Source organism: Ruegeria faecimaris, from assembly GCF_900182615.1.
Lineage (GTDB): Bacteria > Pseudomonadota > Alphaproteobacteria > Rhodobacterales > Rhodobacteraceae > Ruegeria > Ruegeria faecimaris.
This window is the reverse complement of the sequence record NZ_FXTE01000006.1, coordinates 1-13,124: the sequence shown is the minus strand read 5'-3', so window position 1 is coordinate 13,124 and position 13,124 is coordinate 1. Positions and strand designations below refer to the sequence as shown.

16 protein-coding genes are annotated in these 13,124 nt (G+C 54.7%); 12 read left to right on the top strand and 4 right to left on the bottom strand.

The window, feature by feature from the left end:
* Positions 1-173: 173 nt before the first annotated feature.
* Entirely contained in the window at positions 174-425 is a 252-nt protein-coding gene (locus FN806_RS20780; RefSeq protein WP_342782007.1) for a hypothetical protein, read from the top strand.
* Positions 426-433: 8 nt separating this feature from the next.
* On the top strand, positions 434-691 hold the full coding sequence (locus FN806_RS20775) for a hypothetical protein (RefSeq protein WP_342782006.1): 258 nt from the start codon (positions 434-436) through the stop codon (positions 689-691).
* Between the two features lie 196 nt (positions 692-887).
* Here the strand turns inward: FN806_RS20775 and FN806_RS11715 are convergent, their stop codons facing one another.
* Positions 888-1,376 (bottom strand): Lrp/AsnC family transcriptional regulator, encoded by a 489-nt coding sequence (locus FN806_RS11715; RefSeq protein ID WP_281286274.1) that lies wholly within the window; start codon positions 1,374-1,376, stop codon positions 888-890.
* Between the two features lie 482 nt (positions 1,377-1,858).
* Here FN806_RS11715 and FN806_RS11710 point away from each other — a divergent pair, with 482 nt between their 5' ends.
* The 5 genes from FN806_RS11710 (at position 1,859) to FN806_RS11690 (ending at position 6,373) form a co-directional block, all read left to right on the top strand.
* Entirely contained in the window at positions 1,859-2,950 is a 1,092-nt protein-coding gene (locus FN806_RS11710; protein ID WP_142637313.1) for an aromatic ring-hydroxylating oxygenase subunit alpha, read from the top strand.
* Positions 2,951-2,969: 19 nt separating this feature from the next.
* The gene (gene gloA, locus FN806_RS11705) at positions 2,970-3,404 is read left to right on the top strand and encodes a lactoylglutathione lyase (protein ID WP_085823161.1); all 435 of its coding nucleotides are present in this window, start codon (positions 2,970-2,972) and stop codon (positions 3,402-3,404) included.
* A gap of 4 nt (positions 3,405-3,408) precedes the next feature.
* On the top strand, positions 3,409-3,807 hold the full coding sequence (locus FN806_RS11700; protein ID WP_142637311.1) for a cupin domain-containing protein: 399 nt from the start codon (positions 3,409-3,411) through the stop codon (positions 3,805-3,807).
* Between the two features lie 103 nt (positions 3,808-3,910).
* Positions 3,911-5,350: a glutamine synthetase family protein gene (locus tag FN806_RS11695; RefSeq protein WP_142637309.1), complete on the top strand. Its 1,440-nt coding sequence runs from the start codon at positions 3,911-3,913 to the stop codon at positions 5,348-5,350.
* 3 nt (positions 5,351-5,353) lie between these two features.
* Positions 5,354-6,373 carry an alpha/beta fold hydrolase gene (locus FN806_RS11690; protein WP_142637307.1) on the top strand — a complete coding sequence of 340 codons (1,020 nt, stop codon included), beginning with the start codon at positions 5,354-5,356 and terminating at the stop codon, positions 6,371-6,373.
* A 414-nt stretch (positions 6,374-6,787) separates the two neighbouring features.
* Here FN806_RS11690 and FN806_RS11685 read toward each other — a convergent pair whose 3' ends face one another.
* Positions 6,788-7,375, bottom strand: coding sequence for a TetR/AcrR family transcriptional regulator (locus FN806_RS11685; RefSeq protein ID WP_185956695.1), 588 nt, complete (start codon positions 7,373-7,375; stop codon positions 6,788-6,790).
* A gap of 87 nt (positions 7,376-7,462) precedes the next feature.
* On the opposite strand from FN806_RS11685, the gene FN806_RS11680 reads away from it, so the two are divergent.
* From FN806_RS11680 to FN806_RS11670, 3 genes are read left to right on the top strand one after another with little or no spacing between them, the layout of a single operon-like run.
* Positions 7,463-8,569, top strand: a complete 1,107-nt coding sequence (locus FN806_RS11680) for an NmrA family NAD(P)-binding protein (protein WP_185956694.1) — start codon at positions 7,463-7,465, stop codon at positions 8,567-8,569.
* Between the two features lie 47 nt (positions 8,570-8,616).
* A complete protein-coding gene (locus FN806_RS11675; RefSeq protein ID WP_142637301.1) occupies positions 8,617-9,189 on the top strand; it encodes a carbonic anhydrase in 573 nt (190 codons plus the stop codon).
* A gap of 55 nt (positions 9,190-9,244) precedes the next feature.
* Positions 9,245-9,733, top strand: coding sequence for a hypothetical protein (locus tag FN806_RS11670; RefSeq protein WP_142637299.1), 489 nt, complete (start codon positions 9,245-9,247; stop codon positions 9,731-9,733).
* Between the two features lie 198 nt (positions 9,734-9,931).
* On the opposite strand, the gene FN806_RS11665 is transcribed toward FN806_RS11670, so the two are convergent.
* Positions 9,932-10,825, bottom strand: coding sequence for a LysR family transcriptional regulator (locus FN806_RS11665; RefSeq protein ID WP_221929485.1), 894 nt, complete (start codon positions 10,823-10,825; stop codon positions 9,932-9,934).
* Positions 10,826-10,900: 75 nt separating this feature from the next.
* On the opposite strand from FN806_RS11665, the gene FN806_RS11660 reads away from it, so the two are divergent.
* Complete coding sequence (locus FN806_RS11660; RefSeq protein WP_142637295.1) at positions 10,901-11,815, top strand: NAD(P)-dependent oxidoreductase; 915 nt, start codon at positions 10,901-10,903, stop codon at positions 11,813-11,815.
* A gap of 140 nt (positions 11,816-11,955) precedes the next feature.
* Here FN806_RS11660 and FN806_RS11655 read toward each other — a convergent pair whose 3' ends face one another.
* On the bottom strand, positions 11,956-12,285 hold the full coding sequence (locus tag FN806_RS11655) for an arsenate reductase family protein (RefSeq protein ID WP_142637293.1): 330 nt from the start codon (positions 12,283-12,285) through the stop codon (positions 11,956-11,958).
* Positions 12,286-12,595: 310 nt separating this feature from the next.
* Here FN806_RS11655 and FN806_RS11650 point away from each other — a divergent pair, with 310 nt between their 5' ends.
* Positions 12,596-12,898 carry an SH3 domain-containing protein gene (locus FN806_RS11650; protein ID WP_142637291.1) on the top strand — a complete coding sequence of 101 codons (303 nt, stop codon included), beginning with the start codon at positions 12,596-12,598 and terminating at the stop codon, positions 12,896-12,898.
* Positions 12,899-13,124 lie beyond the last annotated feature (226 nt).

Sequence of the window (13,124 nt, the reverse complement as noted above, 5' to 3'; positions counted from 1 at the left end):
AAAGCCATTAATCGCCTCAGCATCGCTCTAAGGCACGCTGCGGCGCTAGGCTTGGACGTAGATTTGTAGGCTACCGAGAAAGCCAAAGCGCTTCTTGGTAAATCTAGGCATACGCCACAACACATGCTGCTATGCCGTGGATTGACGTTCCAGAATTCTACAGAGCCCTAGAAGTGCCCACGACAACCAATCTGGCCCTGCGGATGCTGATCCTGACGGCAGTCCGCTCAGGTCCGCTCCGCTTTATGAGATACGATCAAATTGAAGATGACATTTGGACAATCCCTGCGCATCAGATGAAGGGCCGGTTAGGCCAAACGGCGGATTTTCGCGTGCCTTTGTCCGGCGAAGCCCAGCGCGGGTTGACCTCACCAAACCCTTCTACCGTGATGGTTTTCTCTTACCCGGCCTTCGCAAAGGAGTGATTTCGGATATGACGATGGGGCAACATATGCGCAAGGCAGGTTTGCCATATAGGCCTCATGGGTTCAGATCCAGCTTTCGGGATTCGGTGGCGGACCGAACCAATGCACCAAGGGAAGTCGCAGAAACCAGCCTTGGCCATGTTGCAGGAAGTCAGGTCGAAAGGGCGTATCGCAGGACGGATTATCTGGAGCAACGTCGACTAATCATGAACGAATGGGCTCGTTATGTAACCGGCGAGGAAGAAAGCATCCATGATGATTTCTGAACCGTCCGCCCGAAGCCCAAGCGGTAACTCGCTGCAGGATCTGACATTCAAAGCGAAATATTAGACAACATCGTTCGCGCAGTTCGGAAGACGGATGGCTGTCGGGGTCGGCATTAAGATCGGCGCTGAACATCTCCCCAAAAACCCTGTTGAAACCCTTTCGCATTAGAAACGTCAGCGATCGGCTTCTTCCTCTTCACTCCTTCACATCCTGCTTTAGCAGAAACTGATTCTTGAAATTCTTCAGCCCCGGCATAACGTCGGCATTGGCGATATCGTCACTCGCATGGATTTCATGCTCTAGAAATTCCTTCAATGCGTCACCGTCGTCACTGACCAGTTCAATGATCAGGTCGTAACGTCCCGCGACCCACAGGATGAAAACAACCCTTGGGTTCTTTTCAAGGCGCTTCGCCACCTGGCGTGGGGTCACGCCAGCGGCCACATTCAACCCGATCATCGCGTCGGTTGTGTATTCTGTGGCCACCGGATCCGACATCGCAACGATCCGCAACATGTTGTTGTCTCGCAGACCGCTCACCCTGTTGCGGATGGTTCCTTCGGACACATTCAACTGCTGTGCAATTTCCGAAAAAGCCATCCGACCATCTTGCTGCAATAGCCGGATGATCTGCTGGTTCAAGTCATCCTTTGGGGACCTAATGCTCTGTGCGGAGGCGCGCACGTTTGATTGCTTTTTGACTGCCATATACCCGATGCTCGATTGCTGCATTCGTAGCTGAGACTAGGTGAGGACATCGAAATTCGCAATTCTCTCCTAAGAATTCTGTGGCAGGAAGTGCAGAAAACGACATCTTTTGCCCTCGACACCGCAGCTTCCAAGGACCGTGACGCGGGCCTATTGCCAAATTTTCTGTAAAATCCCGCTGAAATTGCGGCTCTCGCAATCCACACGACCTGATTATTCGAAATTCGTACTTCCATGCCGTTTTTTGACCAGATTATTTCTGATTCGTGCCCCAAGATCCCAAAATATTCGCGAAAATCGAAAGAATGTTAGGCGGCTAATGCGATATTCGCAGTCGAAACTTCAATTCCCGGCGCGGCGGGACAGAGTCCGCAAGTAGGAAGACCGCGAGAAACGGTAAAACCATGCGCCTGTCGTTGGACCGACGGGTACAGGTGGCAGTGTCGAAGGGAGGACAAATGACAATTGCCGAGGATAGAACTCAGGCCATTGGAGGGCCTCAGCACGGGCTGACCGCCGGGGCGTATCGCAGCGAAGAGTTCTGGCAGCGGGAATGCCAGACTGTCCTAGCCAAGAACTGGGTGTTCATCGGGTTTGCCCATCAGATGGCTAACCCCGGAGATGCTCATCCGGTTACCTGCGCAGACTTACCACTGCTGGCGGTGCGCGGTCGTGACGGCGACATCCAGGTGTTTCACAATGTTTGCCTGCACCGGTGCATGACATTGGTCGACAAGCCTAAGAATGTCGGCAAGTTGATCCGCTGCCCCTACCATGCCTGGGCCTATGACCTGGATGGCCGCCTGCGGGCTGCACCTCATTTTGCCGGAACCGGCAAGCAGGAGTTCGACGGCTTTGACATCAAAAATCATCGCCTCAAGCCTGTACGCACCCATGTCTGGCATGACTGGATCTTCGTCAATCTGGATGGGAACGCGCCTGATTTCGAAGACTATGCCGCGCCTTTGATCAGCCGGCTGGAGGGGATGGATTTCACCAGAGTGGAACCAATTGGCCTGCTCGACTTTGGTGAGATTAGCACCAACTGGAAGCTGATCATGGAGAACTTTATCGAGCCCTACCACGTTCAGTTTGTCCATGCCTCAACCACTGATCAACCATTGGAAAACCACTATACTATCACCGATGGCACCTGCATCGGCAGCGCGGTGGATCTGAACGAAGAGTTGGGCACATCCGGCAGTCTGGGTGTCAGCTCTCGCTATCTGACCCTGTACCCCAATTTCATTCTGGGCCGCTATTTTCCGGATCAGCTGGGCGTCTATCTGAACGTGCCCATTGGTCCCGGAAAGATGCGCCAGTACCGAGCACTTTACACGACAGAAGGCCAGGAACTGAGCGCCGAGGAAGTACAAGCCCTCAGAAACCTTTGGTGGGATGTCCACAAGGAAGATCACGAGATGGTTGAACGCATGTTTGAGGGCCGCAAATCCCCGGTCGCCGAGGATGGGGGCCTGTTGTCGCCCGCTTGGGAGGACAGCGTCCGCGCCTTTCAGGATCTGATCGAGCGCGACGTGGCCGGTACTTAAGCAAGAAGGAACAATATCGATGAACAAGTCCATATCCAAAGGGTTTCGTCTGGCCCATACGATGATGCGGGTCACCGACATGGAGAAGTCACTGGATTTCTATTGCGGAATTCTGGGTATGGAAGTGCAGCGGCGCACGGACTACCCCGAAGGCAAATTCACCAATACCTTTATCGGCTATGGGCCCGAGGCCGAGTTTCCCACGCTGGAGCTGACCGCCAATTGGGATCAGGGCACGCCTTATGACAAAGGCGACGGTTGGGGTCACATCTGCATCGAAACGCCAGATGTTTATGCCGCGTGCGAACAGCTGGCTGCGGCCGGGGTAAACATCACCCGCCCACCGGGGCCAATGAAAAACGGCACAAGGGTCATCGCCTTTTGCGAGGACCCTGACGGTTACAAGGTCGAATTGAACGAATCCATACTGAAACACCTGGCACAGGAAGGCTGACCAAATGGGTGACACACCTCAACTTTTCAAATTCGATCTGGTTCAAAATCGCTACGACTCGATGGGGAACAGCGACACTTACATCAAACCAATGGTGACCAGCGAATTCAGCAAGTCCATGTGCGGTGGCATCAACGTCCTGAACAACATCAAGGTGCCGTGGGATCTGACCTGCGACGAGATCATTTATTGCCTTGAAGGTACTTTCCGGTTGGTTTGCGATGGCGAAAGCTATGTTTGCAATCGCGGTGACGTGCTGTTTGTCCCCAAGGACAACCACATTTCCTATGAGTCGGATGGCAAATGCGTGATCTTCTATGCCGCCTACCCTCACAACTGGAAACAGCTTGCCGGGATCACGCAGGTTCCGGGCATCGACCCTGACGATTTTGTCCCTGGCTGAACATCTTAACCGCTGAGCGACAGAACAACCGAAACCAGCACCAACACTGAGGGATCACCTTCGGTGAACCAAATCTGATTGCCATTCGATGGGAGGACGCCGAATGCCCAAGGACAATGCCAGCACCCGCATCTACTACGAGACTTTCCATGACGCTGTCGAGCGTAACCGCCCGCGTATCGCAGAGGTACGGCAACGTCTGGAGGAGGCTGGCGTCAAATACGTGATGGCCGCCTGGATTGACCTGCACGGTATTCCAAAAACCAAACCCGTACCGATGAGTGATTTTGAACCGCTATGCCTTGGGAAAGGGCCACAATTCGCGGTGCATTCGATTTCGTACGTGCCCGAGCTAAGCCCCGCCGACAGCGATCAGGTAGTGGTTCCGGATCTCGATGCCGTCTACGTCTGTCCGTGGGACACATCGATGGCGATTATTTTCTCGGACCTCTACTGGGAAGATGCGCCCTATAATGTCTGCCCGCGTCAGGCCCTGAAACGTGCCATGCACGAGGCTGCGCAGGAAGGGTACACAGGTTATGCTGGGGTCGAGCCCGAATTCATTGTGATGAAATACGACGACGCCGGTCAGCCGGTGAAGGCGTTTGACGATGACCCTGCAAGCGGCCTTCGGCCCCGCCGTCAGGCGTTTGGCTATGACGTTGAATACTCGATCGACTCGATGGCGTTTCTGAAAGACATGATCGACATCATCGAGGGTCTGGGTTGGAACCTGCATGACGTGGTGGCCGAGGGTGCGTATTCGCAGTTCGAGCTGGATTTCCACTACACCAACATGCTGGAAATGTCTGATCGGCTGGCATTCCTGCGCATCACCCTGAAAGAAGTCGCAAAAAAGCACGGGATGTTCATCACTTTCATGCCGAAACCGACAGTGGGCGATTGGCGGTCTGGCGCGCATATCAACATGTCGATGCAGCATGAAAGCCGTCCGGGCGAGAACATTTTCGAAACGCCGGATGGCGATTGGAGTGACGAAAGCCGCTGGGCAGTTGGCGGACTGATGCAGCATGCAGAAGCAATCACCGCGATCACCTGTCCGACGGTGAATTCCTATAACGGTCTGGTGCCACGTGTTGGCGGCTTTGAAGGCGGCACGGTCACATGGGCCCCGACAAATATCACCTACGGCTTCAACAACCGATCCGCCCAGTTCCGCCTTCCGCAAAGCCGCCACTGCATCGAAAATCGCGCCTGTGACATGACAATGAATGTCTATCTCGCGATGGCGATGCACTTGAGCTGCGGAATAAAAGGCATCAAAAACAAGATCGATCCGGGCAAACCAACAGATTTTGATTTGTACTCAAAGACTGAATCCGAGCTTGCCGAGCTCGGTATACGTAGGCTTCCGCGAACTTTGTTCAACGCTATTGAGGCTCTGCGTCATGACGAGATGGCCGAACATGTGATGGGGCGCGTGATGCGCAGCTCCTATCTCGAGTACAAGAACGACGAATGGGAGCGCTATCACCAATCGGTCACTGATTGGGAAGTGCAAGAGTATCTGAGGCTGTACTGAAAGATGGTCGTGGATGAGTTTAGGACATTCGACCTTGGAGACTTCCCGCTTCTATCGGGTCAGGTTTTGCACGACGCCAAACTTGCCTATCAAACTTACGGCACGTTGTCGGCCACCCGCGACAATGTCATCGTCCTACCGACCTTCTACACGGGGACAAATACTCGGAACGAAGGGTTCTTCGGCCCCGGTCGCGCTATTGACCCAAGCCGCCACTTCATCGTCAGTCCAAATTTGTTCGGCAATGGCCGTTCGTCTTCGCCCTCGAATACGCCGTCCCCTCAAGACGGCCCGCGATTTCCGTTGGTGCAGATGTGGGATAATATCGCGGCGCAGCATCGGTTGATCCAAGATCACCTCGGCATCGAAAAGATCGCGCTGGTCGCCGGCTGGTCAATGGCGGGCTGTCAATCCTATCAATGGGCGGCGCAATACCCGGATATGGTACAAGCGATCTTGCCTTTCTGCGCCTCGGCCAAAACCTCAACGCATAATTTTGTCTTCCTCGAAGGGGTCAAGGCCGCCCTTTGCGCGGACCAGAATTGGAACGGCGGCAATTATGACAGCCCGCCCGAGGCAGGGCTCAAGGCCTTTGGTCGGGTCTACGCAGGCTGGGCTTTCTCTCAGACCTTTTACCGCGAGAGGCTTTATGAGCAGCTCGGATTCCGATCCATTGAAGAGCTGATGCAAGATTGGGAACAGGACCATGTACAGAGCTGGGATGCCAACAATCTACTGGCCAAGCTTGCCACCTGGCAGGCTGGCGACATCTCTGCCGGGCCACTTTACAATGGGGATTACAAACTGGCGCTGGGTGCCATCAAGGCGCGTGCCATCCTGATGCCCTGCACTCAGGACCTCTATTTCCCTCCTGAAGACAATGAAATTGAGGCCCACCACATGCCTAACGCCATCTTCCGTCCTTACGACTCGCCATGGGGTCATTGCGCCGCCAATCCTGGTAACGACAAAGGCTTTGCGGCACAGTTGGACGTTAATATCCGCGAGCTCTTAGAAGAATAAGACCTTGTAAATAAATGAGAGATTGTACTCATTCATTAGCGACTGGTACATTCCTTCAAGTGAAGGGCAGCAATTCGGCAACAGAACTGCAACCGCAGTGGATTAGCTATAGTTACGCTCTGGGTAATTCGTTCGATGTTGCCAAGTCCGCATTACTGCGCATAACAGACGTCGATGCCAGTCGCGGCATTCGAAACATTGGACTCACTGCTACCGTCGGATGCGGCGCAGAATGACTCGCCTAGCCAAGATAAACCCTGTCCTGTACGGCCCAAACCAGCCGTTTGCCTCACCACTCGACGCTGCAGCGCAGCCTGCGCATTGCTGCCGTTCGTGCACCTTGCAGCATTGTCGAACGGCGGGTGACGGCAAACCACAACATAGCCGTCAAATTCTCGGGATACTCTGCCACAGTTAGGATCTTTCTTTCGGCCAATAATCCTGAAGCAAACCTATGGCTGTGCGCCCTGCTTCCAGCGCTCGGTCTGCCTCTTCTTCGGATTCCGTCAGACGAGCCAGGGTAATCGTGCCCATCAAGAGCGCCATCGCAGCTAAGCCCTGACCCGAACGGGTTTCCGACGTGTCCTGCAAAAGGGCCGCCATGCGATCTAACGCCTGTGCGCCCACTTGATGGGGCGCGCCCGTTGTGCGGGCAAGCTCTGTTCCCATCGCCGCCAACGGGCATCCGTTCCGACTATCTTGAGCGTGAGCTTGGGAAAGATACTTAGCTATGTAGCCTTGGCGCTCCTTCTTTCGCCCTTCGCTGGTTTCTTCGCGCTCCATGTCGGAAACCACATCGTCGACTGCGTGCCAGAAGGCTGTCGCGATCAAATCCTCTTTCGACTCGAAGTGCCGGTAGAAACCGCCATGTGTCATTCCGGCTGCCTTCATGACGTCAGCGACGCTGGTCGCTTCGACCCCGCGTTCGCGGAACAACTGCGCTGCAGCATCCAGTATCCTGTTGTGACTGCGCTGTTTCTCCGCTTCCGACATCCTCGGCATTTTCGCGCTCCCAGACGGGGTTGACATTTAAGATTATATGTATCATCTAAATTATAGATTGCAAGCATCATCTAAAGGAGCGTGCCCGTGCCTACCAAACCCAAGATCCTTGTCACAAGTGCAAGCGGTAAGACCGGGCTGCAAGTCGCGCTTCAGCTCAAAGCAAAAGCTTACCCAGTCCGTGCGTTCATACGACAGAGAGATCATCGTTCTGACATGCTAGATCGCGCGGGCGCTGAATTATTCGTGGGTGACCAGTATTCGCTGAGCGACATGCGCAAAGCCATGAAGGGCGTGCAGCGGGCGTATCAATGCGCCCCGACGGCACCCAACGGGCTGCACTTCAACGCAGTCTTCACAGCCGCGGCTTACGAAGCAAAGGTTGAACATGTCGTTACACTTAGCCAATGGCTTTCGAGCGTAGATCACCCATCACTGTTTACACGCGAAGTTTACTTGGGCGACATCCTGATCGGCATGCGCCCCGAGATGTCCGTAACCACGGTGAATGTCGGCTGGTTTGCTGAAAACTACCTGATGGTACTGGGCATGGCGGCCCATCTTGGGCAGTTCACGATGCCGCTCGGCGACGGCGACGTGAAGAAGAATGCCGCCCCCTCAAACGAAGACATTGCCAGCGTAGTTGTCGGTGCCTTGACGGATCCGGCACACCATGCAGGCAAGACATATCGTCCCACGGGCCCAACGCTGTTGTCACCCAACGAGATCGCTGAAGCAATGGGCCGGGCGCTGGGGCGGCGGGTACGTTATGTCGACATTTCCGAGCGTATGATGGTCAAGGCGCTGAAAGCCCTTCGCCCAGCAAACTATTCGGAAGCGGCAGTCACCCAGCTTGCAATCTATTCAGAAGAGTACCGGCGAGGCGCCTTCGCGGTGAACGCCCCAACCGAAGACGTGTTCCAAGTCAGCGGGCACGAACCTGAAGCCTTCGAAAGCATTGTACGGCGCAAGGTCGCTGATCAACCGGGCCTGGCGCGCAGCCTACCAGGCAGCATTGGCGCGATCGGCAGCTTTCTAAAGATCCTCACGACGCGCCCCTTCGATCTTGATCGCGCCCAGATGCAGCGAGACTATGTACAGCTTTCTTCCCCGTCGTATTGCCAAGACGACGCCGCGTGGGCGGAAAGTCACCAGCCCACCGCCAGAAAGACCGCACCGATGCGTGTCGCCTGACACTACGCAAGACGAAGGATTGTCCCCCAAGACGAAAGGACCTCTGAATGAACATTCAGGACGAACTTATCACTCGAAACCAAGAATTCGCGGCGGGCTTTGACAGTGCTAACCTGCCGATCCTGCCAAAGTTGCGAACGGTTGTGCTGACTTGCGGCGATGCCCGGGTCGATCCCGCGCACATCCTCGGACTGGAGCTTGGTGATGCGGTTGTAATCCGAAACAATGGCGGACGGGTTACACGCGCTGCAATCGAAGAAATCGCCACCCTCGCCTTTCTGGTGAGCGTCATGACGGAGGGCCGCGAACAGGCGTTCAACGTAATCCTGATGCAGCACACACAATGTGGAGCCCAGCGGCTGTCCAATCCAGACCTTCAGGACGCGCTGCTGAAAAAGCTTGGGATAGATGTGTCCGAGTACGCGATCACGGATCAGGAAAGCGACCTTTTCGCAGACATCAAGCGCCTAGCGGTAGCACCGGAGGTACCGGACGCGATCACCGTCTCAGCCTTGCTTTATGATGTCGCCACTGGAACAGCCCACGAGATTGCTCCGGCCGCATCATTGGGGGCGATCCGGGCCGAGGTGAGCGTATCGCAAACTGCGGTTCGAGGGTGAAGGTCTGCCTACCTCCAATTCACGTAAACAAACGCATATCGAAAGGACCGATCAGATGACGCCCACAGTGATATTCCTTCTTCAGTTCGCGATGAGTCTCTTTGTCTTTGCTCTGATCGCGGCGTGGTACGTTGCACCCTGGCTTGCACGGCTGTCGGCGGCGGCAGCGCTCTCAATCCTGCTGTTGCCGCATGCTTTCCGACACATCGGAATGAGCTTCTTGGTACCAAATCTCAACAACGGAGGGTTGCCCGAGGCGTTCGCAACCAGCGCCAGCTATGGCGATTTACTCTCGGCGTTTCTGGCAATCGCCGCGCTTATCGCTTTGCGATGGGGATCAGTGGCCGCCCTTCCGTTGGTGTGGGGTTTCAACATCCTAGGTACTGTAGATCTGGTGAACGCCTTGCGCCAAGCCGAGGCAATTAACTACTTTGGCCCCACTTGGTTCATTCCAACATTCTTTGTCCCGGTACTTTTGGTCACGCATGTGATGATCTTTGCACGGCTGTTGAAGGCAGAATGGCCCAAGGCGGCGTCGGCATGACAGAACAAATGTGCTTCTCAGGCAGGCAGTGCTGCTGCCTGCCCCACTGAGTCTCACGGCCCACACCGGACCTTCGCCCCTGCCATTAACGCAGCGGTGCGGCATCCACAGAGCGGACCTTCAGTCGTAGCGCAGCATTGTCGGGTCGTTACCTTGTAAGCCAGACCCTATTTGACTCTAACCGGTGCTCTTTATCGTCTACAACAGGTGACCGGGCGGCCATCGGAACAGGCTTTTCTCATATTCGGTAATTGATTTTGAAAGCCACTGTATGAACAGTTTTGCCACTGGCCGAACCGGACCAGACAGCGTGACAAGGTAATAGCCGATCCGTGGTATTGGATCATCAAACAGCGCCACGAGTTGTCCTGACTTCAACTCGTCAGAGACAAAGGCCGGTACTGTCGCCCCGATACCGTCACCTCGGCGGATGCCATCCAACAGCATGTTGCCCGGCATGCGGATCACTTTCCGTTCCGCTTCGGGCGGGATGCCAGCCTTTTCCAGCCACAGATCAAACTCGACCGACGCCTGTTCCTGAAGAAGTGTGAAATCAAGCAATTCTACAGGGTTTTTGAGCACCCTGTTTCCGATCAGTTCGCGGGACGCGACGACCGTCAGACAACCAGGTAGCAGCATCTGCGAGACAAGCCCTGACCAGCGACCTGTTCCGTATCGGACGGCCATATCAATTCCGCCCGGCTTGAGATCGACAGCCTGGATCGTTGAATCGATCCTCAATTCGATATTGGGGAATTCATCAATGAACGTCGACAGCCGCGCCATGAGGAACGCGCTTGAAAACATCGGAGTCGCGCTGACCACCAACGGTCGAACCGACTCTGCACTCGTCACCCTCTCGGTCACAGAGGCCATTTCAGCGAAGGCTTCAAGCAAACCAGCCGACAGGAATTCGCCTTGCGATGTCAGAGAAATACCGTGCCGGGTACGAGTGATAAGCCGGGTGCCGAGTTGTTGTTCTAGCCCGCGGATTTGCTGGCTGACTGCGGAATGGGTCACGTTCAGTGCCTCTGCCGCCCGGGTCAGATTTTGAAACTCGGCGGCGGCGGCGAAAGCTCTGAGAGATGTCAACGAGGGAAGCGTGCGCCAATCCATAAGTTAGACCATCTAACAATATAGAAAAATTTACAACTATGTCATCTCCCCATGCCGGCGCATGCTGGTGCTGGAACTCATTGGCGGACACAGGAAGCTAAGATCATGAAACTTGCTGTATTGGGACTGGGCAACATGGGGTCAGCGCTGGCGCATTGCCTGCTCAAGTCAGGTCACGATGTCAGCGTTTGGAACCGCACGCCGGAAAAGGCAGAGGTTTTCGCTGAGGTTGGCGCCACCATCTGCTCCTCACCGAATGATGCCATCGCGGCGTCTGATTTTGTCATCATTTGTATCAAGAGCCACACGGAAACAGTTGAACTAGTCAACGGGCTGAGTTTTTCGCTAGAGGGTAAGACTATCTGCGACATGAGCACAGGCGATACCTCGGATGCCGATAGACTGGTCGCCATCCTGGAGAAACAGGGGGCTGGCTACATGCTTGGCATGATCAATGCCTACCCTTCTGGCATTGGCGGTGACGAAACCACAATCCTGACGGTCGGCAGTGCCGGAACCTGGGACCGTTATGGCAGCGTCATCGGAAACTTGGGTGGAAAGTCCGCCCATGTTGGAGAGAAGCCAGCGGCGCTTGCCGCGCTCTTCGCCGGCCTCTTCACGGTTCGGCAGGGGTTTATGTTCGGAATGATATACGGTGCACTTGTTTGTCAGAAAGCGGGCATCCCGATGCAAGTTTATGCCGACCAACTTCCTGCCACGATCAAATTGGTCAAGGACTACCATGATCTCTTTGCCAGAACCGTTCCGACCGAGGATTACGACAATGCAGAAGCCTCTCTGAAGGTTTACGCGATGGCGCAAGAAGATGCGTTGAAGACCTATCTCTCACTTAATGCTCCCGCTGATTTCATCCGGTTGATGCATGACCGAACCAAGACGGCTTGGGACGATGGCCATGGCGACAGACAGCTGACCTCACTGGTCCAGCATATGACCGATGCCTGATGCAAAAAGGCTCTCCGCCCATTGCAGACGTTCTGCAGCTACCACGATCTACCGAACGGCACTCCGAAAGCGGGCATTCGGCCCTGTGCAGCATTTCAGCGGGTTTCGTTCAGCTAATTATGCATTTTTTGTTTAAAAACTCAGCTCTGTAGCAAAGCGACTTGAATCGTCTCATCCCAGCCAAGATACAACACATCCCGATCGCGTATTACCGGGCGCGCCATCACCTTGGGTTGGGCCGAAATCTGTGCCTCTACTTCCGAATTTTTTAGCCAGTCATTAAGCGCTCGGTAATCGTTCGATTTTCGGTCCACCAGCAAGTCCCCGAATTCTGCAATCAGCTCAGCCAGCTCCGCTTCGGTCAGAGGTTCCGTCCTGACATCGCGGAAAGTGACTTCCTTGCCTTCTGCCTCCAACGCCTTTCGGGCCTTCTGGCAAATCGCGCAGGTGTTCAATCCATAGATCATCATGTCGCGGTCTCTTTTGCGGCCATCTCGCAACCTCACGCATCAACCCCTCCAACGCAACCATTTGATCTGGCATAGCTGCCCACATGTATCCCAAGCTACGAACATTGTTCGTCGTTCCTTGAGGTTTCTGGATCAACCCATTCCAGTAAATCGCCTGACAATCGAGATACCGCGTTGCGGCCCTTCGAACCGGGCGTGGCAGTCATAGCCACAAGGCTTTGGCCAATTTGCGCATTCCTGTCTTAGGGTTATTCCTCTTGGTGAGCTGAATCGCTACGATTGTAGATGAGGCAACAAGCAGGATAACGCGATGCGCAGTGCAATCTTCTTACCCGTAGCGGCAATGTTCCTGGGGGCCACAATATACGCTGCACCAGCAACGGCTGCCTCACTCGGACGATACGAGGTTTTTGGCGTCGAAGACGGTGACATGCTGAAAATGCGTGGTGGACCCGGAACAGGCTACAATGTGATTGTTGGTCTGCCAAATGGAACCGCCTTACGTGTTCACAGTTGCGAGCAAACCGGTGGCACTCGTTGGTGCCGCGTTTCTTTGGTGCGTGCGCGTGGGCTCAAAGGGTATGTCTCCTGGGCATATTTGCGAAAAATTTGATACAATGGAGATCAGCATTGCCATGTTAACAGCGACCATGAAATGTCGATGGAAATTGCCCTTTCTGTTCAATTGGCATCGTTCAACATGGGCTTAGGTTCTGGACCTATTAATTTGGTTGCCGTCATCCTGCCTGCGTGATTCATACCCGTGAGTTTCAGGGGTATAACATGAGCAATCTATTCTGGTTGACTGACGAGCAGATGGCGCGGCTTCAGCCTTACTT